The sequence below is a fragment of the Bacteroidia bacterium genome, from assembly GCA_033391075.1.
GTDB lineage: Bacteria > Bacteroidota > Bacteroidia > J057 > J057 > JAWPMV01.
The window spans coordinates 4,402,590-4,426,718 of sequence record JAWPMV010000001.1 but is presented as its reverse complement, the minus strand read 5'-3'; the positions used below and the strand labels follow the sequence as shown (position 1 = coordinate 4,426,718).

The following is a 24,129-nucleotide window of genomic DNA, read 5'->3' as shown; positions in this document are numbered from 1 at the left end:
CTTTAAGAAAATTACAATGAGAAATTTATCATATAAATTCGCTATTCTCGCGATGATCTTTGGGCTGCTGACACTCAGCTCTTGTGAGATCGAAGAAGTAGTTGATCCCAACAACCCCTCATTGGGGAGTGTTACCAATGATGCTTCCAAAGCGGAGCTCCAAACCCTGGTAACAGGACTGGAAGCTCGCCATCGTGGATACTATGGAAGTGCTACGCAAATGTTCGGAAGTTTTGGTCGTGAAGTATGGGCTTACTTTGGTTCTGACCCACGCTTTCTTTCTGACTGGTTGGGAATTGGTATTACAGCCACTTATCCTGATTTCTTTGCTTCTGCCGGAACATTTACCACTCCCTATCTGGCTGTTAAGCAAGCCAATGTCTTGATTGAAGCAGCTAATGGCAGTAGTTCAGTTACTGCTCAGGAAGCTTCTGCTTATGTAGGATTTGCTAATACAGTAAAAGGACATCAGTTACTCTATCCCTTGCTTCAGCAATTCAACAATGGTATCAGAACAGATGTTGCAGATCCTTTGAAGCCAGGTGCGATCCAGAGTTATGGAGAGGCTCTATCTTCAATCAGAGATTTCCTGGACGTAGGTTTTGGAGCTTTGAATGGAGCAGGTACTAGCCTGCCTTTCGGTTTGACCGCTGGATATGACGGTTTTAATACACCTGCTGATCTGATAAAAGTAAATCGTGCTATCGCAGCCAGAGCGGCGCTTTATGCCAGCGATTATCAGGCAGCTCTTAATGCTTTGAATGAGTCATTCTTTGACCTCAATGGAGATTTGAATATGGGACCCGCTCACGTATATGGAGAAGCTCCTGATGTGAACAATCCTTTGTTCTACGTATTTGACCAGGCTACCAATACTATCCTGATTGCGCATCCTGCTTTGATAGAAGATGCGATTCCTGGAGATACTCGTTTGGCCAAGTTTGCTCAGCGTGTAAATAATCCTGCTTCTAACCCAGGTTTGACAGATGCAAATGGTCAAAACATCCCGGGAGAATACCAGGATGCTCGTTGGGAAAGTAATACGGCTCCCATCAAATACATCAGAAATGAGGAATTGATTCTCATTTATGCAGAAGCTCATGCAATGACCAACAATCCTACAGAAGCTGTAAATGCGATTAATGTGATTCGCAATGCAGCAGGGATTGGTGATTATGCAGGTGGAACAACTACGGATGAGTTGATCGATGAGATCTTGTTCCAAAGAAGGTATTCACTCTGGGCTGAGGCTGGACACCGTTGGGTGGACCTCCGCAGAACCGGAAGGCTGGATGCTTCCAATGTTGATTTGAGAGATGGAGGTTCTTTATTCGACCAGGTCTCAAGACGGGTGAACGAAGGAAACTAAGTCTTGCTTTAGAATAGAATATCGAGCCTGCAGAGAAGATCTCTGCAGGCTCACTTTTTATTTGGTAGGTTCATTTCTTTTCTGGAAAGGACAAAAAGTGTATTTCCTTTGCCTAATCTCTTTTGAAAAGATACCTTTGCTCCAAGAGATAATCCTAATCAGATAAAATGGCAGAAAAGACCTATGATGTCGTTGTGATCGGTTCTGGCCCCGGAGGCTATGTAGCGGCTATCCGCTGCGCCCAGTTGGGGATGAAAGTTGCGATCATTGAGAAATATCCTACCCTTGGTGGTACTTGTTTAAATGTGGGATGTATTCCCTCAAAAGCATTGCTCGATTCTACGGAGCACTATTTCCAGGCTACTCACCAGTTTGCAGAGCATGGGATCAAAGTTGGTAAGATCGACCTGGATCTTCCCCAAATGATCAAGAGAAAGCAAGGAGTCGTGGAGCAAACTACCGGTGGAGTAGCATTCCTCATGAAGAAAAATAAAATTGATGTCTATGAAGGACATGGGAGTTTTGTAGATAAAAGTACTGTCAAAGTCGCAAAAGCGGATGGTTCAGAAGAAATCTTGAAAACTTCAAAAACCATCATTGCAACAGGTTCCAAGCCAGCTTCTTTGCCCGGAATAGAAATCGATAAAAAGAAGATCATCAGTTCTACCGAAGCTTTGGAGCTCACCAAGCTTCCTAAAGAAATGATTGTGATCGGAGGAGGAGTTATTGGGGTCGAAATGGCTTCTGTGTTCGGAAGAATGGGTACCAAGATTACCATTCTGGAATATGCTGATAGATTGATCGCCGGAATGGATGGAGCTTTGGGGAAAGAGTTGGCCAAGGTCATGAAGCGGGAGTTGGGATGTGATTTGCAACTGAGCACTAAAGTGACGGGGGCAAAAGTGAGTAGAGGAAAAGTCACGGTTACAGCAGAAAATAAAGCAGGTGAGGAAATCAGTTTCAAAGGAGATCTCTGTCTGATGGCTGTGGGTCGTCGTCCTTATACTGATAATCTCGGACTGGAAAATATTGGGATCGAAACAGATCGTGGCCGCATTCCGGTAAATGATCAGCTGGAAACTTCGGTTGCTGGTATCTATGCCATTGGAGATGTGGTTCGAGGAGCAATGCTCGCTCATAAAGCTTCTGAAGAAGGAGTCTTTGTCGCAGAAGCTATTTCCGGGCAACATCCTCATATCAATTATCGCGCAATCCCCGGTGTGGTGTATACCTGGCCGGAAGTTGCCGGAGTGGGGTATACCGAAGAAGAGCTTAAGGCGGATGGAGTTCCCTACAAAACAGGAAACTTCCCCTTTAGAGCTTCGGGTAGAGCCAGAGCCAGTATGGACGAAAAATTTGGCTTCGTAAAAATCCTGTCCCATAAAGAAACAGACGAACTCCTGGGTATGCATATCATTGGGCCCAGAGCTGCTGATATGATCATGGAAGGAGTCATGGGACTGGAATACAGAGCTTCTGCAGAAGATATCGCCATATTCTCTCATCCGCATCCAACTTTCTCAGAATCTGTGAAAGAAGCTGCCATGGGAGCAACTGGCAATCGGATGATACATTTGTAAAAAAAACAGGGGCGAAAAGCATCGCCCCTGTTTTCAAGCCCTTGCTTAGGCAAGGCATTCACCTAAAAGATCTATATGTCAAACCCAAAGGTCAGCGGCAAGGTATATGACTCCAAATTACTTCGGAGGCTATTCAGTTATGTGAAACCTTATCGCTTGCGATTTGCACAGGCCCTGGGATTGACGATTCTGGTTGCATTACTGGTGCCTCTGCGACCCTTATTGGTGCAGTTGGCTCTGGATGTCTACATCGCCATTAGAGATGTAGAAGGATTGCGGATGATCGTACTCCTGATTCTGGGCCTTTTAGTCATACAGGGCATCATTATGTATGGCAATACCTATTTGACCAATTGGCTGGGACAGAGCATAATCCGCGATATCCGGAAACAGGTTTTTGAGCACATCATGCACCTGCAACTCAAGTATTTCGATAGAACCCCTATCGGGATGCTTCAAACCCGAACCATCAATGATGTCGAAGTTCTCAATGATGTTTTCACTTCTGGTCTGGTCAGGATTTTAGGTGAACTCCTGCAATTGATTGCCATTCTTGGCTTTATGCTTTGGCTCAATTGGAAATTGACCCTGGCAGTCCTGACTACTTTGCCCCTGATGGTCCTTGCTACTTATGTATTTAAAAATAAAGTAAAAGGAGCCTTTACCCGAGTCCGGCAGGCAGTGAGTGATATGAATGCCTTTCTGCAGGAACACCTGACCGGTATGCAGATCGTCCACATCTTCAATCGCGAAGGAGTGGAAATGGATAAATACAAAGCCGTCAATGCCAAGCTTCGTAAAGCCAATGTGAATTCTGTCCTCTATTATGCCATCTACTTTCCCGTCATGGAAATCGTCATTGCCCTGAGTTTAGGGGTTTTGGTTTGGTTTGGGGCCGGAAATGTGGTAGCGGGAGAAGTTAGAATTGGGGAACTGGTCGCATTTATCATGTACACCCAGATGTTCTTCCGCCCCCTTCGTCAATTGGCAGATCAGTTCAATATGCTGCAATTGGGAATGGTAAGTGGAGAAAGGATCTTCAAAGTCCTGGATACCCGGGAATTTATTCCTGATGAAGGCAAGCTGGAAAGCCTGCCTGGTAATGAGAAAGAAATCAGCATTCAGTTTGAAGAGGTAACTTTTGCCTATATAGACGAAGATTGGGTATTGCAGGATATTAATTTTGAAGTTGAACCTGGCAAAAAGGTCGCACTTGTTGGTTCGACGGGTTCCGGTAAATCTACCATCATCAACCTCCTGAGTCGCTTCTATGAGATTCAGAAAGGGAGCATCAAGATCAATGGAACAGATATCAAGGAATACCGGCTGTCTTACCTAAGAAGCCTCACAGGAGTTGTATTACAAGATGTATTCCTGTTCTCTGGCAGCATTTACCATAACATTACCCTCAATAGCGATGAAATACCTCTGGAGCGCGTGATAGAAGCTGCAAAAAGGGTAGGGGCTCATGAGTTCATCAGTCAATTGCCGGGAGGCTATGACTATGAAGTACAGGAAAGAGGAGCAACCCTTTCTTTGGGCCAAAGACAGCTCATTGCCTTTGCTCGCGTTATGGTCTACGATCCCCGTATCCTTGTTATGGACGAAGCGACCGCAAATATTGACACAGAGTCCGAAGAAGTCATCCAGCATGCCGTAGACACCGTTATGGCAGGTCGTACTTCCATCATCATCGCTCACCGCCTTTCCACCATTCAGAAAGCTGATCAGATCATTGTCCTCAGCGCAGGCCGCATCATCGAATCCGGCACCCACAATTCCCTCATGAAAGAAAAAGGCTCCTACTTCGAATTGCACCAAATGCAGTTTGGGGAGGTGATGTAAGAGGTGCGCTTCTGTTCTGCTGTTCTCGTATTCTGGCTGGTAATTACCAGGAGATCCTAAGCAAGGACACAAGAACACGAGAACCCCAGAACACGTTTTTCCTTTTCCCTACACACTTATCCAAAAATCCTACACGAATAATCAAAAGGGGCCCTGAAAGCACAACCTGAGGGCCTGTTTTACGCTATACTAAGTGTGCAGCGAAACAAACACAGACAACAAAAACAAACAAGCAGCACAGCAGACAAGCAAACACAGAAAGATTAGATTAGATTAGAATATCAAAAAAGACAGTAGTAGTTTTCGTTAGTGTGTATAGCCGAACTGGCCCCCTCTCCGGGGGTCAGTTTTCTTTTATCTCCTTTTTGATTACGATCTTTTGCTAATGAGGAAAAGCATTGCGCACTATTTTTGGCACTATTGAATTTCGAGTTTGGTTTTAATTGGTTCAAATAAGTAGGGATTCTTTAGCGATTGGGATAAAGCAATCATTCTAAGGACACAAATAATCCTCTCAATTATAAATATAAAATGGCTGTCCTGGCAACCATTATTAAAATTTTTCCGTCAAGGTTCTTTTCAATTTAATTTAAAATTTTCGGACGAGATTAAAGTAAAAAGAACTCCTCAACTTCTCATTAATTCGAATCTTTGTTGGTTATCTAAAAGATAAAGATGCTGAATTTTGAAGATAAGCTACTTTAGTGGGCATAACCTACTTTGCTTATATACAGTATTAGGTAACTCTGATTCAAATAAGAAATGATCCAGGGTAAATTATAGAAAGATAATACTGTAGGGAGACATATGAGTTCTAAGCCATGTCCACTAAAACGATTTAATTATGAAAAGCAAAACTACTGCTGGAGTACTTGCAATTCTCTTAGGTGGGCTTGGAGCCCATAAATTCTATTTAGGAAGAACCCTATGGGGTATTTTATATTTATTATTCTGCTGGACATTTATACCAGCCATAGTCGCGCTTATAGAAGGTATTACATACTTTACTATGTCTGATGGAGCATTCAATGCAAAATACAATGGTGGGGCGAATTTGAATCCCAACATCGTGATAAATAATGTAGTAACTAGTTCTAATAACCAAGGGCGTTCAATGGAGGAAAGGCTAAGAGAACTTCAAAGGATGTTAGATACAGGTTTAATAAATAAACAAGAATATGAAGCGAAGCGAAGGGAAATAATGAGAGACTAAATACTTATTATGGGAAATATTCTTAAAATCAAAATAGCCCTTCTCAGTCAAACTGAAAAGGGCTTCTGATTTTATACTAAAACCTTAATTATTCTTCGGATCGTGGCGCCAGAGTTTTCTCTGCAATTCTTTTCTGGCTACATGGATACGGTTTTTAACTGTACCCATAGGAATATTGAGTTCCTCAGCAATCTCATAGTACTTCCATCCATTGTAATGCATCATGAAAGGAGTTCGGAGATCGATAGAGATGCTTTCGACTGCTCTTAGGATCTGATCCATGTTTATCGAAGTCTCTCCTTTATTCTCTATAGAATAATTGGTAGAGTTGATATAATGGAGATTGTCTGTTGTATCTATAAAAGTTTTTCTTCTTACCGTCCGGTTGTACTTGGTGATGAAGGTATTCCTCATAATGGTGTACATCCAGGCATTCAGGTTGGTGCCTTCCCGAAATTTCTCCCGATTGGAAATGGCTTTTACCATGGTTTCCTGAATCAGGTCTTCGGCTTCATTTACATCTCTTGTGAGATTGTAAGCTGCTGGTTTCAGCGAGCTGTGAATATTAACTAGTTTGGTATCGAACTCAATATGGCTCATAAGTTTCTATATTTTCTGAAAGTTCTGATACAAATATAAGAAACTTTTTCGATATGTCAAGCTTTTGTTTAACTTATTTGTGATAATATTAAACAAAATATCTCATCCACCCAAGTCTTATTGTTAAAAACGCTTAAATAAATCTACGTAATTACCTGATTTATAGTCAAAAAGGCTATCTAAAGAGTGTTATGCTACCTCCATGCTCGAGCTTGGTGCCGTCATTTAGTTTAGCTTTTAGCGCAAAAGTATAAACACCTTCAGCAGCTAGTCTCCCATCTGGCCCTCTTCCATCCCATCCATCGGTGATATTTTCCAGTCGAATTACCAATTTTCCAAAGCGATCAAAGATCAACATCTCAAATTCCTGGATGCCTTCACCATAAGCATAAAAGACATCATTGTTACCATCATCATTGGGACTAAAGGCGGAAGCCGTAAAGATCATACCGTCTTCAATGACCATGACTGTGATATTCATGGTGTCCGGACATTGGGTCGCAGCATCCATCGCAATCAGACTCACAACATATTCTCCTGCCTCTGTATATATATGGGTGGGATGTATTTCATTGGAAAAAGCTCCATCTTCTCCAAAGTCCCAGAAATAGGCATTGCTGTTTTCGGATTGATTGATAAACTGAATCTGTGCTTCGCTACGGAAAATGGGTTGGCTGAGATCTGGTATGGTTAGGAAATAAGCCTCAGGTCGGTCCTGACTCCCGATCCGTACCTCCAGCGAATCTTTACAGCCCAACTCATCAATTGCCTCCACGATATAGGTGCGTCCCGTACTTGCACCGTAGAGCATATTAGCAGTAGGTCCTGACTGAATAGGGTCGCTGTCCCAAACATAGCTTAGCGTTCCACTGCCTCCACGCCCGAGGACGCTGGCCCTTCCATTGGGCAATCCACAGGAAGCTGCAACTTGAGAGAGCAATTCTACATGAATGGAATCGCCCTCAGTGAGAATTATGGAATCTTCTGCTACGCATCCGTTTGAATCTTCCACCCGGACAGAATATGTCCCCGCTGAAAGATTGTGTACGCTCGCTAGATTTTCCTCATGAGACCATACATATTGATAAGGGCTGTTTCCTCCATTTGCTTCAACACTTGCCCTGCCATTTTCCCCTCCATAGCAATCGATGTCCTCTTTTGTCATACTCAGTGTCAATGGACTAGCTTCCGGGATGATAAAACTCGAATCTATGCTACATCCATTCGCATCAGAAATCACCAATTGATAGCTGCCAGCGGTTTGCCCCTTCAGACTATCTCCACTCGCTCCCGTACTCCAATTGTAGGAATAAGGAGCTGTACCGCCACTCCCAATAGCATATGCAGCTCCATTGCTTTCCCCAAAACACAATACTGCCTGAATATCCAGCTGCATCTGCAAAGGAACCGGATCAGGAAGGAAAGCATTGAGCGTATCCCGACAATCCTGCTGATCCCTGACATATACCTCATAAAATCCAGTAGCTAATCCTGTGAGTCCAGAAGTTGTAAAAGTCGGATTTATCGCCCATTCGTAGAAATAGGGTGCGCTTCCTCCACTTACCCCGATAAACAAACTACCATCATCTTCTCCCGGACAGCCCGGACGGACCAGAGAATCTATTTGCGTAAACAAGGCCTCTGGTTCATTCACAACTACATCCAAACTTCCCTGACAAGTTCCATCATCCACGCTGACTGTATAAGTCCCCGCAGCTAGATTACCAACTGCAGGCGTAGTTTCTCCCGAATGCTGCCAAAGAAAACTATAGTTCCCACTCCCATTTACCCGAACCTCAGCCTGACCATTGGAAGCACCATTACAGCTAGGTTCAGTCAAACTTATTATCTCGAGTTGAGGAGAGGCTTGATTGTTTAGGGTAAAGCTCAGGTTCTCTTCGCAGTTACTGCCATCTACTATTTGTAGGCTAAAATTCCCGGCAGCTTGATTATATAAGGTATCCGTGTTTAGACTGGGATCATTGTTCCAGCTGAATGTATAGGGAGCTGATCCGCCACTTAATTCCACCCATATGAGTCCATTGCCATTGGAGCAAGTCTCATCGAAGCCTTGTATCCGGGCCTGTATGGCTTGGGGTTGATTGATTTGAACAGTGGCAGTATCCTGACAGCCATTAGCATCTGTAACTTCAACCTCATAGTTCCCCGCCAATCTATTGAGGAGTGTGGGGGTATTCAGCCCCGGATTTTTATTCCACTCATAACTATAAGGGGCTGTTCCTCCGCTTGCGAGCGCGCTTACTTGTCCATCATTCAGCCCAAAACAACTTACCTCCTGTCCACTGGCTGTAACGGCCAGACTGCTCGGTTCTGTGATTAGCAAGCTATCTTCCCTGATACAACCATTATTATCACTGACTTCTAGGTAAAGCATCCCTGCCGGAACATTAGTTGCGATATTGCTGCTGGAAGCTCCGGCAGACCAGGTATAGAGATATCCGGGTACCCCTCCACTAATCAAAGCTTCCACTTCTGCATCGGCATCACCCTGGCAGCTAAGGGCCTGGACAAGGTTGAGGCTGCTAAATATTTCCGGAGCATCATTGAGGCTGATGCTATCAACTACGCTACATCCCAGCGAATCCTGAATTTCCACAATATATTCTCCTGCCAAAAGTCCACTGATACTATTTCCCGCACTTCCGATTCCCTGCCAGTTATATATAAAGGGAGCTGTTCCTCCGGCTGTAGCTACTGATAGGGCACCATCACTTTCTCCAAAACAGGAAATTTCCTGATCAATTTGCAGGAGGCTAAGGAGGGGATTGTTTTCATTGAGGGAAAATTGAGTAGAATCTTCACAGCCCTGATTATCTCTCACCTTTAGCATATGAAGTCCGGCGCTTAAATGTAAGAAGGAGCCTGTATTTCCATATGCCCCACCATCTATCGCAAATTGATAGGGAGCATTTCCTCCGCTGGCAGATATATGCGCTTCTCCTGTAGAATCTCCGGAGCAATCGACATCCCTCAAACTATCTACAGAAAGAAGAACCTGAGTAGGTTGATTCAGACTTACACGGATGCTGTCTATACAACCTATACTATCTCTGGCATAGAAGAGATAGTTTCCAGCGATCAGTTGATCAAAGCCAGGCTGTGAACTAAAGGCTCCGTTATTTAAAGAATAACTATAAGGAGTCGGACCCCCACTGGCTATTAATTGTACTTCCCCATTGTCTGCTCCAAAGCAGAGGGGATCAGATACACTCAGGGTATCCAATTGTATATAAGGGAAAGCGGGATCGACGATCAACTGCAAAGTGTCATGTTCGCAACTGAGGGAAGTGGGGTCCGTGGGAAAGGCATCGCAATTGTAACCATATAACAATAGAAGGGTATCAGGTCCACAGAAAGAAACGAGTGCATTCAAATCAAGGGATAAATTTTCTCCAACCTGAAGGCTATCTAACTGCCAGAATCCATTGAGGGAACTTAAAAGATTTCCATTGCTGGTAGTCTGTAAAGAAATGGCCTGTGAATTACCGGATATCGATACAAATCGAATCCAGGGATAGGCAATCGGATAGTTTCCACTTTGATGATTCAGGTTCAGGCTCCAACTTTGGCTATCCTGACTTACACTCCTGGGATTCAATCCGGAATAAGTCAGAGAAAGTTGAGGAACAAAACTATTGGAAATAGGAATGGATACACTATCCAGACCTGTACTTCCATTGAAATTCCCTCCACCTGTTTGGCAATTGCCCGGATATTGATAGCTACTTCTCAGGATCAGAGAAATATCTGTACCTGAAGGGCAAGTGGAAACACTACTTTTCTGCAGGCCAAATAAAAACACAAGAGAATCTCCGCTCGTTAGGGTGGAATCAAGGGCCCATTTATACCAGCTTCCGCCTATAGCTGTTTCTATTCTTGGCAGGCTATCTGGAAGAGAATTGTGAATATTTCTAAAGAGTGCGGGCACATAACTTAAAGTATCTGGAATAAAGATTTCCAGAGAATCTGTTCCACCTATGGTATCATTTGCACTGAAACTGAATCTCATTTCATAGAGATCGCAGGAATACACCTGATTGAGTTGACTGGAAAGGCTGGTCTGATAGGGAGCCAGGCCTCCATCTATGTAGATGGGTTCCATGATGCGCTGGATCAATAAAGGATCCCCACAAGGCAAAGCCGCCTGCAAATTCAACAGCCAGCTATCTCCTGATGTGAAATTGCAATTAGGTGCCAGATCAAAACGGATATTGAATTGTCGATAAGGGGCTGTGGAACTGGATAAACCAGCCAGACCTTCTGCGGCTAGGGTGGAATCATAATTTGCCATGGTAAATCGATACCCCCCGGCTATGGCTACAGGATCAGCAATCGACCGAAAACCTGAACCTAAAGGATATTCCAACTCTGTGCTACCTGTGATAAAATCCAGGCCGCTATTCGCATGAAAAATTTCAAGCAGTAATTCATCCAGGTTGGCGATCTGGGTACTCAGGATCGCGAGATTGTAAGTGATGGGCTCAAATAGAGAAACCGTATCACTAACGGTCGTATTTAAACTGATCTGTCCATCTGCTGGTTTAGGATCAATGGCCAGGTAAAAACTATCTGTCTGACATGCCGTGGCAAGATTTGCCGGATAACCCGCACATTCCCAACCGGTATATACGATCAGGCTATCAAGGCTACAGAGATCATACTCCGCATTAATGGTATAGGCTTTACTGGCGGAAGTATTGATCAGACCGAGTTCGTATATGCCATTGTTTTGAGTTACGGGATTTCCATTTGTATCCTCCAGTTCGACTACCTGTATTTCCCCAGAAGGCGAATAAAAGGCCATCCAGGTATACGGGCTATTCGAGCTGATAGAATTATTGCTCACTTGCATATCCCAGCTTACTTCTCTTCGCAGACCATCCTGGGTAGCCGCACTTTGGTTATTGAGGGTGATATCAGGGGTATTATGGCGAATCGTGGGCAAATAATTTTTGGGCGTATCATAGGCAGAGAGTCCATTCGCCCAATGAAATCTGCCCTCTACCGGTACATCTACTTGCTGATTTGAGACAGCATCACATTCGGGCAACCAGGTGGTGAAAAATTGAAGCTCATATCCATCATCCGGATAGATCAGACTTCCATTATCCACCAAAGCCTTGAGGTCAAAGATCAGGGGATTTGCAGTAGGATCAATGGGATCTACATTCATCACCTGTATATATGGAGTGAAACGTAGCAGGATATTAGCCCCTACGTAGCTATAATCGGCAGGAGGTGTAACGATCAGACTATCCGGGAAGGACCATACCCTATATTCGAAGGGAAACATATCGGTATAACTTCCCCCGGTAAACATATTGATATAAGTTCTTGCCTGGGTTTGTTGACAGGATTGGGCAGAAATCTGGGTTACAAATGAGGTGTCTACCATCGGCACCAATTGCATCAATTCCGAAAATTTGGTTCCCTGGCAGGTAAATTTATCCGTATCTGTAGGATTGAGAACATTGCTCAAATACATTTCTACCGGAAAGATTGCTCCCACTTCAATATTCTGAGGATCTGTAGAAGAAACTATAAAACTTATATCCAGGCTAATAGAGTCGCCGGTCTCCAGACTTAATCCTCCGAAGGCAGCACAGCTTGCAGTAAGTGTAGAAGGAGAATAATCCATCCGATATATATCTGTTCCCCCCACAAGGGTTGGTAGTACATTGGTGCAGCTGAGGGTATTGCCAGTACTTTGATCATACATCCTGACTGTGCCGGATATAGGGGTGAGGTATTGGGAGAATGCTACCGTCATATCGGTATATCCATAGCTAAAGCTTCCGGCGCCATTTACAAAGCCCTTCATTTGCGCCTGAATGGTATCTCCCAGTCTCGCTCTATTGCTTCTTACATCAGGACTTAGGACGGTCCCACCATCCGGAATTCTGTTTAGATCGCTGTCTGGCAGGTCGAAATTTGATCGTTGGAAATCGAAATCCAGGATTTGCATGCCGTTGCAGGTAGTGACTATACAGGGATCAACAATTACGCTGATGGTATCGCAAAAAACAGGGATTTCTACCAGAGGATTACAAGCAGGCGTTGGTAAATAGAATATCTCTTTCTGTAAGAATTGTATGCTGTCTGTGGAAGGACAACTACAATCTCCCATGAGGTCGAGCTTTATCTCAGAGCCATTAATGGAAAAGTTTGTAGGGATGCTATCCAGTTGGAATCTGGCCTCTACTTGTGTAGGGGAACTGCTGAAATTTTCCAGGGGCCAACTTAGGTCTCCGCCGATATTGGTCCAGGCAAAATCTGCACTATTTCCGGAAAAACTGGCTCCACAGCTGGGAAGGGTATAGCGAACCAGATATGCTCCTCCCTCCGGAAAGATGATTTCTGATTGTTCCATGGTGGTGGTAAAGCTTACCTCCTTTCCATCTACCAGGGTAGGAGGATCAAAATTACTGACCTGGTGTCGTAAAATTCCGGGGAATCCACCCGTTTGATTGGCGATTACCGTACTGCTTCCAACACAAGGCAGATCATAACGAGCATTATAGCCCCAGGAGCCTTGTCTGATCTCCGATTCTCCGCATATATCCGGCACACAATTGATCATATCGAAAGCCAGGGTAATACTATCTCCTGGCAAGAGGAAATCTACATCGACATAAAAGCGATAGGCCAATGGAAGGCTACAGGCGTTCCCGTAGATATTCATCTCCACATTTCGGGGACTGATGGGCTGGAAACTTCCGTCATTAAAGCGGATTTCGACCGAGGAACTATCCAGACCATCATATTTAGTTTCCGGAAACTGACCTGCATAGTAGTTCTTTTTCAATTCTACTTCCAGATTGCTGAGCGAACCTGCTCCTGTGTTGCGGATCACCAGTTCCTTGCGATTGGGCTGATTGTAAAAACAGCCAGATAAAGTATCTGGCCTGGGTTCGAATTCCAGGCTAGGTTGAAGGTTACTGACAACCACATCTGCACTCAGACTAAAATCACTACAGAATATGCCATTACAGCCCCATCCGGCACTTACATTTGAACTCTTATTGGTACAGCCTAATATTTGAATGTATTCAGTTAGAACTATAGCTCCATCAGCATTGCAAAATTCCGAATCCCCATCCCCAATTAGGCTGAAATCTATTCCTGTAAAATCATAAAAGATCGTATCTCCATTTGTCCAGGTATTGAGTTTTTGCCCCTGAAAATAAACGCTATCTATACGGATATCTGCTCCATGTGCATCATACCAGTTTAGCAATTTGATGCAGCCGGAACCGGTACTGAAAATGCTGATTTCTCTTGTGACGATCTGTCCGGCTACTCCGGAAGGAGTTGCTCCTGTGGACATGCTCAGTTGTCCATAATCGATGGCAGGATTGTATATGGGACTTCCAAAGTTTTCATAAAGGCTCCCATTTTCATATACCTCTATGGTATTGCTGAAAGATTGTCCACTCAGAAAATCAGGGAGGGCATCACAGCCTGCAAATAGCTGAATTTCAAATTCATAACTTTCCCCACTATTGATCGAACTACCATCCAGAATAAGGACCTGCCCGACATATGAATTTTCGATGAGGTTTACCGATGCTGCCGGAAGATTATTGAGTGAGTTCTGTACATAATAAATTCCGTTAGGAAAAGTGAGTCGTACTTCTACCCCTGTAAGGTTTGCGGCAAAAGGTCCAACAGAGAAGCTGAAAGTTGACGAATCCACGCAAACTTCCATATCTCCCAGGCCAGGTTGGCCGGTCGAAATAGTCACTTGAGCATAGCTGGAAGTGAGTCCGAAAAAGAACAGCAAAAGGTATAATAGGGGATTGTGCATCCGGGAAATACCCATCTGGATATATTTTTTTGTTTGTACTTTATGTCTGTAAAAACAAAAAACCAAATACAAATACCTACTTCAATCTCCTGGATAGCTTACCGGGAAAAATTTATCGTCTTTTTGTCTTGACTAGAGATTTCTATTGACCTCCCACCAGGTACCATCACCGAGAGAAAGTAAACTTAGAGAGCTTCTTTCTTTTGAACTGAAAGGGGCCTTGAGTTTTAGATAGGCATTGACTGGCAAACCGATATAGGCATTTTCAAATAGTAGGGTGATAACCGTGCCTTTGGGGAATTTATCATCTCCACTTGGATTGATACGGGTGATCCCATTATTTCCTTTGATGATGAAGGTATTCGCCTCCTTGGGCAATACGAGGATATTGTTATCTGGCACATAAACTTCTGCCAGGCTGGTACTGAGTGTGCCATATACCTGTCCTCCGGTTACCGGAAAAGGAGCGGCTTCTGCTGCGGGCAAGGTGAGGCCCCAACTAAAAGTCGGACAAGTCAGATAAACAATGGCTGTATCGCTGCCGCTTCTATTATCAAACATGAATTTCGGCCGTATATGGTTTTCCGGACTTTCTCCCCTCAATCCAATAAAGTGCCATTCATCATGGGCCGGATGAGGCAAAGAGGTGATGACTCCGCTTTTGGCCAAAAAAGTGGTGTAAGCCAGATTCGCCTGATCTGTTTTCATATAGGCCCCGAAATTTGCGAATGATTCCCGAGACAGAACCTTCCTTCTGGGTGCGTCGGCGTCTTTGGGACTCAGACTTAGCACCTCTCCTGCGGGTATAGAAAGTTTTAGTACGCGATGCGCATCAACTACTGCCGGATCCAGAATCTCCAGTCGAAAATTGCTATGAGAAAACTGCCAATTGGGGACCTCTTGCCCGTGGATCCCCAATAAAGCAGAATTCTTTATGACATTGGTTCCCGGATTACGGGTATTGATAGAATTGCTGGACGAAAGATCGAGATGATTGTCTCCTTTATCCAGGATCAAACCGCCCGCAAAGGTGCCATCAACAATCGACTCATGGGTGCCTGGAGCAAAATAAAATAAGGGCCTGTCAATAGGTTGTTCGGCTCCTTCTACCCGGATTCCTCTGGCCACGAACTGACCTTTGGCAACATATATGTGGGCCGTGGAGGTCTGATAGGGTTCAATCACCTGCCCCAGAAACTCATTATTATTTCCCCCTTCTAAAAAGATAGCTTTGTCATAACCTCCCCCGGAAATGATTCCCCGCATAAATGAATTAGAGTTTACAAAACCTCTATCCTGGGTTTGTATATGAATCCCAATCCGACAATGCCTGATTCTCACATCATAGAAGGAGCCATAAGCTATGCCTTTATCATTTTCTGCATAAAAATATAAACCAGTACCGGAGGTAAAACCATATATAACCACTCGATTGAAAGTCAGGCTTTCCACCAAATCTGTACTTGCGGTAATAGAGATGCCCCCACTTCCATTTCCAAAGGCATCCCGGATCGATAGATCCCGCATACCAGCTGCATGCCCACTGAAATTTACTGCCCAACCTTCTCCCAGGTATTGGAGGACCGTACCTTCGAATGGAGCAATCAGGGGATTTTTGCCTATCCCGCTCCCTATCAATAGGACACCAGGTGGGACATTAAGGGTCGTATCAAGATTATATATGCCGGGAGGAAAATAAAGATTCATCCCTTTTTCCGAAGCGTAATTAAGGGCAATCTGTATGCTATCAGAATCATGGGTATTGTCATTGGGAATAACTCCATAGTCTGTTACCCACAAAATTTGGTCTCTGTGTAAGGAAGAGGGAGGGACCCATCTCATTACTCCCAGGCTATCCGCCTGCAAGGTATAGCCCGCCTGAGCTCCATCGCGCATTCTTATTTTACCATTTACATCCAACATTTCTGTGGGAGCATCAGTACCTACTCCCAGGCCTTGCGCGAATCCACCAATAGGGATAAAAGCAGCAAGTGAAAAGACGATCAAATGGTACGTAAAGAGACAAGGTTTTTTCATAGCATCCGTTTGAGGTCTATAAAGATAGCATGCCTTTTGTATTATAATCCGAACTTTCGTACTAAATTCTTGCCAGGAGGAATTTGCTCTTACAATGCGACTTAGTCGTTATTTTATTGAATTTGTATTCAATTTTTAAATCTTCTTGTTTTTACTGCATCAGCTAGTGTATATGTTTGTTATTCAGTGTGTTGTGAGTTAGGAGAAAAATGCTACTGTCCGATAAAGTAAATGTCTATTCAATCTATATATGTATATATGCCCTGGTAATAAATCAGAGCTTTTTTGAGGCAAAATTTGAAAAGAGGGCAAAATACCTCAATGTCCAACACAGCTTAGTATTTGGGGGAGGATTCTCCTAATTTTAATACTACGAAAAATCGGATAAATGAATTCTGCTATACGTACATCCTTAAACTGTATACTATTTTTTCTCGGCTTTCACTCCATGATGGCCCAGGATGCACCTCCTCTTTATATCTCTCAGGGAATAGAAGTTTCGGCTCAAAAACTCTTGTTGAGTTTAGAGGGCCTTAGCCTGAATGATCAAGGAAATTTAAGGCAGGATTCCTCCACCTTTCGTTTTTATTCTGGCGATCAGGAAGAAAATCAATTTTTATATAGTGATGCATCTTTCTACAAACTCGAATTGGCTTTGGCGGGCACGAGCCTGAAACTCGAAAGTGATCTGAAACTGGAAGAGAATTTATTTATGGAATCGGGCCTGCTAAATCTCAATACCCATACCCTGTATCTGGAGGGAGAAAACTCTCGCATAGAGGGGGAGAACGAGCAGAATCGAATTACAGGGACAGGTATGATAGAGAAACAAAGCTTTTTATCCTTTCCTCATTTAGTAAAACCAGGAAATATGGGGATGGAAATAAGTGTAGAGGCAGATTTAGGTTTGAGCACCCTAAGACGTATTCACAAACTTTCTGCTGATAATTCTCTTGCCATTCTGGAGCGAAAATATGAACTCATTCCCTCTTTGCCTGCGGATGTGCCCATTGCGATTAGTCTGGATTACTTTGAGCCTGAAAATCCTTTTGCTCAGGGAGAGAGCCTCATTCCCCTGGAGGAAAAACAGAATCAATATGGAAAACTGGCCTATTTCACTGACCGACCCTTTCAGAATAAAATGGATATCCTGCTCCCACCCGTACAGAAAGATTGGCAACTTGCCATAACTCATAAAGAAAAAAAGCCAGCCAGAGGCCCGCAACTTTTAGAGCTTGGGCCCAATCCTTTCCAGCATCGCCTGGAAATCAAGTGGGGAAATAGAGCAGATCGGGCAACGGGAGTAAAGCTCTATGCAAGTGGAGGCGTATTGGTTTATCAGCAATCTATTTCTACATATGAAGGTTCTTTTAGTTTGGAAAAGCTGGGAGATCTGGCAGCAGGAATGTATGTATTGAAAATTGAAACGGACTCAGGCATGATTCTATCTCAAACCCTGCTAAAAGGCTCCCAGGAATAATCCATTTTACAAAGCGGGAGAAAGCTCCTATTTTTAGTGTACAAATAAGCCTAATTCATGACAAAGCAGATCAACCTGGAAACCGAACGCTTATGGCTCCGAGAATTTAAATGGAAAGACGTAAGCAATATTCATAAACTTCATTCTGTGCCCGAAGTCGCCCGCTATAATACCCTGGGTATTCCCACTGAAATTCGAGAAACCCGGGATCACATCAGTTTTGCTATTGAGGATCAGGAAAAAGCGGAAAGAAGGATCTATTCCTGGTGTATTTTGCATCCGGATAGCCAGGAATTTATGGGAGAAGCAGGGATGAGTCTCGCACCCAATCGCTATCGAAAGGGAGAGATTCATTATAGCTTATTACCGGAATTTTGGGGGAAAGGCTATGCAACAGAATTGGCCAAAGGTATTATCAGTTTTGGATTTGAGGCATTAAACTTGCACCGAATTGAAGCAGGAGTAGCTGTAGGAAATGAACAATCTATCCGTGTGTTGGAAAAAGTAGGGATGCAAAAGGAGGGACGAAAGCGCAAAATTCTTCCCTTGAGTTCAGGCTGGTCAGACAATTTCAGCTATGCAATCCTTGAAGATGATCCTAGAGAATATTGACCCAAAGTAGAAACGCCAAAACTATGTTCAAGAAACTTAAAAAGTGGGCCGAAACCATAAATGCCATGCAGCCCCAGTTTGACGCCAGCATCTTTGATGATTCAATTGCAAGCCAGACTGAATGGGGGCCTTTGCAAGGGGGCGGGTCCAATTTCAAAACCCATAAATTGAAGGATGAAGGGCCTCTGAGGATGGCCTTTCGGGCAACTACCGGAATGATCTTATTCTCGGCGGTTTTCTTTTGCGTAGGTGCAGGCTTATTGATTGGCTTTGGCCTTTACAAATTTTATTCAACTACTCCCTTTGAATGGATGGATTTATTTCTGGGACTCATGGGCTTATTGTTCGCCGGGGTAGGAGCCTTTCTTTATCTGAATAGTACCCAACCCATCATTTTTGATAAGGCTCATGGTTATTTTTACAAAGGCCGGAAAAATACAGATCGGAATTCTGAAAAACCCAGAGTAAAACATTTGGTAAAATTGGAAGAAATCCACGCCCTTCAACTCATTGAAGAATACAATTCGGGTTCTGATAGCTCCTATTACAGCTATGAGATCAACCTCATCCTCAAGGATGCAAGCCGAATAAATGTCATTGACCACGGCAACCTATTCCAGGTCAGAGAAGATGCGAATACCCTTTCAGGATTTTTAAAAGTGCCTGTCTGGGATGCAATTAGTCGATAGGTACTGAATGAATTGATGAGAATAGAAAGCGATCAAGTCAATTGATACTTGATCCCCTGCTATTTGATGATCAACTTTTTCCTCAATTTTTTACCATCAGCAAATATGACTTCCAGCATATACACTCCACTGCTGAGTTTGTCATTCACAGGTGCTACAGGACTACCATTTAGGAAAAGTGCCTTGCTCCAAACCAGGCGTCCTTTTAAATCTCTGAGATAAAGCTCTATATCCGTAAAGCCTTCTTTAAACTTCAAGCTAAATCCTGAATTGCTGGGATTGGGATAAAGGATCAATTCTTCTGCCTGTGGAACGGGCGTTGACGGTCCATGATAATCTGGATTTCGGAGCATAATCATTTTATCATCATCCGCTTTTACTACCGCATCCCCATTTCCATTAAGCTCTTTGTTAGAAGTTAAGACCAGGACTCTTCCATCTGGCAAGGCCATTACATCTCTGAGTCTTCCGAAAGTTTGCTTAAAATAATCATTAACTGATACGACTTCCCGCCCATCCGGGCTAAGTTTCAATTGTTGCAATCTTTGTCCCATTCGACTTCCATCACTGGCTTTCAGGGAAGTTTGCAGAATTGAATTTCTCCATTCGGGTATTGCTTCATGATCATAATACTCCATACCAGAGACGGCATAAGTTGGCGACCAGGTCATTAAGGGCAAAATGACTTCATTCGCAGCACAATACTCAGCTTCCTCTGTCCATTGACAATATCCAGCAACTTCCGGCCAGCCATAGTTTTTTCCCTTCTCTATAATATTTAATTCATCATCTTCCCCTCCACCATGTTCAGAACTATAGAGAATCCCATTGGGAGCCAGAACCAGTCCTTGCGGATTTCTGTGACCATAAGTCCAAACCAGACTATTGGGGTAAGGATTATCCTCAGGCACGCTTCCATCCAGATTCATTCTGAGGATTTTACCCGCATATTCTTCCAGCTCTAATGCCCGACCACTCATAAATGCATCTCCCAGGCAGAGGTATAGTTTTGTCTTATCCGGGGTGAAAACAATCCTGGACCCATTGTGGGAAGTATTTGCTTCTAATTCATCCAGAATAATATAGGGCTCTTTCAGGAGGAGATTTGTTTCATCGAAGGTAAAGCGCACAAATCGAGACCTCCATCGTGAATAGGTATAATGTGCATATACATAGGGTACAGCTGGAAAATCAGGATGTAAAGCGAGGGCATGTAATCCTGAATTGTCAGAAGATTGATAGGTGTCTCCGATGAAATGGACCATCTGAAGAGTACCTGTTTCGATTTGGAATCTGCTGATTTTTCCTTCTCTCTCCGAAAACCACACCCAGCCTCCCGGATCCCAGTGCATATCCCAGGGAACGACCAGATTGTCTAGTAAAATGCTAACGTCCAATTCTGTAGAGTCTAGCTGGAGACTGTTGACTTGGGCTCTGTTTGTTTGTGCGAGAAATAGGAGACTTAGTAGGATAAATAGTTTTTTCATAGGTCGATCTAGCCATTAGAAGAAAGAGAGATGCTTTCCAACAGCCAAATTACAGGAAAAAATATTAAGCAAAGATGATTTATTTATATACTATCTCGAATTCGACCCTGCGGTTAAATTCTTTTCCACGCTCCTCATCTCCCGGCCCCTCTACTTCTCCAAGGGCCCGAATGTAGAGCCGCATAGAATTGATGCCCTGAGTGCGGAAAAATTTCTTTACAGCTTCTGCCCGTGCCATAGATAGCGTCAAATTGGAAGGATCTGTTCCTTCATCGCTGGCAAAGCCTTTGATGATGACTTCAAAGTCCTCCTTTTCTTTCATTTGCTCTACCAAGACCCCAAGGTATTCTTTTTCTTCTGGGCGAATAAATGATGAACCCAGGTCAAAAAATATTTCTCGGGCGAAAAAAGCATCCAGTTGAGGGGAGGAAAGATCTTCTAGTTCCGGAGAAGTATCCAGGCGGGTCAAGGAAGTACTTTTCGCCCGGATGGCATTCATTTCCCATTTCATCATTTCTATGCGATCCAGTTCTGGAGCTTCTGTATCTTGATTGGGGGCTTCGACTACACTCACATCATCGATATAGGCGAAATGGTGTCCATAGTTATTGGATTCCAGTTCAGTTTCGTCATTGCGGAAAAAATTGCCAATGATAAAAGTGTTGAATGCCTTATAGGCGATGAAAGAATCCTGGACTACGGTCCATTCCGTTTGATTGTAAGGAGAAACCTTTTTCTGATAAGTCGCAGGTTCCATACGGATCAGACCGGGAGAGGCCAATTGGGTTTTCTCCGGGAGGAAAGTTATGCCGATTTTATTACTGCCTTCACAGTGATAATGAACCCAAAAAGAAAAATAGTACTTTTTCCCAACTTCCAGAGGCTTTGATAAGGCGCCCTGTATGTATCCTCTTTGGGTAGAATAGTCCATATTGCTTCCACCATAGACAAAAATCCCGGCTACATGCTTTCCACTTCTTGCCTTAAAGTTCCAGCTCGAGCCATATTCATCGTGTACATAACCTTCCGCGGAACTTGCATATACTTTTGGGATGCCCTTATTAGGGGAGTTCCAGTTATTGGCTGCCGAAATGGGATTGATCAAAGAAACAGCACCTCTACTTGTCTGTACTTCCTCAAAACTCGGATTAACTACGAGATTCTGTGCATTAGCAGAAAGGAAAAAAAGTGTGAGGAAGATAGTGCCTAGAGCAAGCGTAGTTTTCATTGTATAGGGGTTTTGTGGAGTATAGACAGATACTCCACAACCTAGTAATTTCCCACGCAAAAATCAATCTTCTAGATCAAACTTACATCAGACATAACTTCCAAAAGTCCAGGTCCTTCCTGGGCAAACAATTCCTGCATGGCCTCGCCGATCTCTTCAGGCTTGCTGATTCTTTTTCCCCAGGCTCCACAAGAAACTGCATAGTCCGCAAATACCGGATTGGTCAGTTTTGTTTTCCATACATCAAAGTCTCCGGCTCTTTGCTCTTTGGAGATTTTACCCAGCTCAGAATTGTTGATGACAATGAGTTTTACCGACATATTATACTTGACCAGGGTAGTAAAGTCTGCCAGGTACTGACCCAGTCCTCCATCTCCCGCTACAGCTATGATGGGTCTTTTATCACCCACAGCTGCCCAGGCTCCCATAGAAGCAGGTAGGGCAAAACCTATAGAACCCAGATAACCGGACATCAGGAAGTTGTTTTGCTTGCTTTCATAATATCTTCCAAAAGAATAGGCATTGTTTCCTACATCCACACACATCACAGCGGTTTCCGGGGCATATTGATTCATGGCATCAAAAACATGAATGGCTCCCAGTCCTTGTTCACGGTATTCCTTCATTCGTCTCTGTTTCTCTTCTCTCCAGATTTTCCAGCGTCCGGCGATTTCCGGAACCTGGTCAGTTGTATGAGAAACATCATTCAGGCTATTTTGTAAAAGTCCTACAGTCTGCGAAATTTCTCCCCAAAGAGGCACATCCACTTTATGGAACTTTGCCAGGGCCATAGGATCAAAATCAATCTGTATAGTCGGTTTTTTATCAGTTATCCCGGTATGTTTGGAGAATGAAGCCCCAAAGACCAGAATCGCATCACATTCATTCATGAACCAGGAAGCGATAGGCGTACCACTTCTTCCCAATACTCCTCCTGCATTCGGATGCGCATCCGAAATTTGCCCTTTGCCTTTGAAGGTAGTTACGACGGGGCACTTGAGTTTTTCTGCCAGTTCAATAATGGCGGGCATATCAAAACGAGCTCCATGCCCGCTAATGATTAAGGGTCTTTTACTATTTTTCAGGATGTTCAGTGCGGAATCCAGGCTATCTTGTGAGGGGCTGATGCGAAAATCGGCCATTCTTCCTTCAGGTGTCTGAGCTTCGAGCCCTTGAGGAGCAGGCATTTCCTGTATTTCATCGGGGAAGGTAAGATGAGCAACCTCCCTTTTGATTAGAGCATGTTTAATGGCCAGACTCATCAGTTCTGTATGCTTACTTCCATGATCAACCCTATGATTGAAGGCTGCGACCGAATCAAAAGCCTGTACCAAATCCAGTTCCTGAAAATTACCCGTTCCCAGCACCTGAGTTGCAACCTGACCGGTAAGGGCCAAAAGAGGTGCCCGGTCTACTTTTGCATCCCAGAGACCGGTGTATAGATTGGTTGCGCCAGGACCTGCGATACTAAAGCAGGCAGCGGGTTTTCCCAAAAGCTTTCCATAAGCTGAAGCAGCAAAGGAAGCCGCTCCTTCATGGCGAATACCAAAATACCTTAAATTTCCTTTTTCTTCCTGTCTCCGTAAAGCATCCGCCAGCCCAAGGTTTGAATGGCCTACCATTCCAAATACAACTTCCACTCCCCAATTGGTCATGGTTTCCGCCATGAGGTCTGTGATCGTGCTTTCATGCTTCTCTTCGACTTCCATTTGCACATATACCGCTCCCTCTCTTATTTCAGTAGGAAAGGTCTCGACTCCATCATCATAGCCAGGAGCTTTACCCGTGCAAGGATGATAATCCCAGCCATGCCAGGGACAGCGTAAGAGGCCATTTTCGATGCTTCCTTCTCCCAGAGGCCCGCCCTGATGAGGGCATTTATTATCCATGGCACAAAATTTACCTTCAAAATGCACCAGGCATAGATCTTTATGTTGCGCAGTTACGGTACGAACACGGCCTTCAGCTAGTTCAGCACTGTCATCCAGTACTTTGAACCATGCTTGTTTTTTTGATTTACTCATATTTAGGTGGGCGATAAATGTGTATGTATATAAGGCTAGTTAAGTCAAATCTGAAGCTGAAAGTGTAATGGGCTAGACAATGCGAGATCATTTCTCTTTAATCTCAGTAAAAATTTCCTAAGACTAGCTGACAAAAT

The 24,129-nt window shown here is 43.8% G+C and carries 13 protein-coding genes; 7 read left to right on the top strand and 6 right to left on the bottom strand.

The features are described from left to right. The first annotated feature begins 16 nt into the window (after positions 1-16). The 4 genes from R8P61_17545 (at position 17) to R8P61_17530 (ending at position 6,007) form a co-directional block, all read left to right on the top strand. Complete coding sequence (locus R8P61_17545) at positions 17-1,369, top strand: RagB/SusD family nutrient uptake outer membrane protein (protein MDW3648877.1); 1,353 nt, start codon at positions 17-19, stop codon at positions 1,367-1,369. Positions 1,370-1,536: 167 nt separating this feature from the next. After that, entirely contained in the window at positions 1,537-2,949 is a 1,413-nt protein-coding gene (gene lpdA, locus R8P61_17540; protein ID MDW3648876.1) for a dihydrolipoyl dehydrogenase, read from the top strand. 75 nt (positions 2,950-3,024) lie between these two features. Next, positions 3,025-4,794 (top strand): ABC transporter ATP-binding protein, encoded by a 1,770-nt coding sequence (locus R8P61_17535; GenBank protein ID MDW3648875.1) that lies wholly within the window; start codon positions 3,025-3,027, stop codon positions 4,792-4,794. 844 nt (positions 4,795-5,638) lie between these two features. Continuing rightward, positions 5,639-6,007 carry an NINE protein gene (locus R8P61_17530; GenBank protein MDW3648874.1) on the top strand — a complete coding sequence of 123 codons (369 nt, stop codon included), beginning with the start codon at positions 5,639-5,641 and terminating at the stop codon, positions 6,005-6,007. An 84-nt stretch (positions 6,008-6,091) separates the two neighbouring features. On the opposite strand, the gene R8P61_17525 is transcribed toward R8P61_17530, so the two are convergent. The 3 genes from R8P61_17525 to R8P61_17515 all read right to left on the bottom strand — a co-directional run bounded on the left by R8P61_17525 (position 6,092) and on the right by R8P61_17515 (position 16,472). Continuing rightward, positions 6,092-6,607 (bottom strand): RNA polymerase sigma factor, encoded by a 516-nt coding sequence (locus tag R8P61_17525; protein MDW3648873.1) that lies wholly within the window; start codon positions 6,605-6,607, stop codon positions 6,092-6,094. A gap of 175 nt (positions 6,608-6,782) precedes the next feature. Next, positions 6,783-14,450, bottom strand: coding sequence for a gliding motility-associated C-terminal domain-containing protein (locus R8P61_17520; GenBank protein ID MDW3648872.1), 7,668 nt, complete (start codon positions 14,448-14,450; stop codon positions 6,783-6,785). A gap of 117 nt (positions 14,451-14,567) precedes the next feature. Next, entirely contained in the window at positions 14,568-16,472 is a 1,905-nt protein-coding gene (locus R8P61_17515; protein MDW3648871.1) for a hypothetical protein, read from the bottom strand. Between the two features lie 388 nt (positions 16,473-16,860). On the opposite strand from R8P61_17515, the gene R8P61_17510 reads away from it, so the two are divergent. From R8P61_17510 to R8P61_17500, 3 genes are read left to right on the top strand one after another with little or no spacing between them, the layout of a single operon-like run. After that, complete coding sequence (locus R8P61_17510; protein MDW3648870.1) at positions 16,861-17,952, top strand: T9SS type A sorting domain-containing protein; 1,092 nt, start codon at positions 16,861-16,863, stop codon at positions 17,950-17,952. 57 nt (positions 17,953-18,009) lie between these two features. After that, positions 18,010-18,564, top strand: coding sequence for a GNAT family N-acetyltransferase (locus R8P61_17505; protein MDW3648869.1), 555 nt, complete (start codon positions 18,010-18,012; stop codon positions 18,562-18,564). 23 nt (positions 18,565-18,587) lie between these two features. Then, positions 18,588-19,253 (top strand): hypothetical protein, encoded by a 666-nt coding sequence (locus R8P61_17500; protein ID MDW3648868.1) that lies wholly within the window; start codon positions 18,588-18,590, stop codon positions 19,251-19,253. Positions 19,254-19,312: 59 nt separating this feature from the next. On the opposite strand, the gene R8P61_17495 is transcribed toward R8P61_17500, so the two are convergent. The 3 genes from R8P61_17495 to R8P61_17485 form a co-directional block, all read right to left on the bottom strand. After that, the gene (locus R8P61_17495; protein MDW3648867.1) at positions 19,313-20,740 is read right to left on the bottom strand and encodes a PQQ-dependent sugar dehydrogenase; all 1,428 of its coding nucleotides are present in this window, start codon (positions 20,738-20,740) and stop codon (positions 19,313-19,315) included. A 79-nt stretch (positions 20,741-20,819) separates the two neighbouring features. After that, positions 20,820-21,968: an OmpA family protein gene (locus R8P61_17490; protein MDW3648866.1), complete on the bottom strand. Its 1,149-nt coding sequence runs from the start codon at positions 21,966-21,968 to the stop codon at positions 20,820-20,822. A 71-nt stretch (positions 21,969-22,039) separates the two neighbouring features. Continuing rightward, positions 22,040-23,992: a thiamine pyrophosphate-binding protein gene (locus R8P61_17485; protein MDW3648865.1), complete on the bottom strand. Its 1,953-nt coding sequence runs from the start codon at positions 23,990-23,992 to the stop codon at positions 22,040-22,042. Between the last annotated feature and the right edge of the window lie 137 nt (positions 23,993-24,129).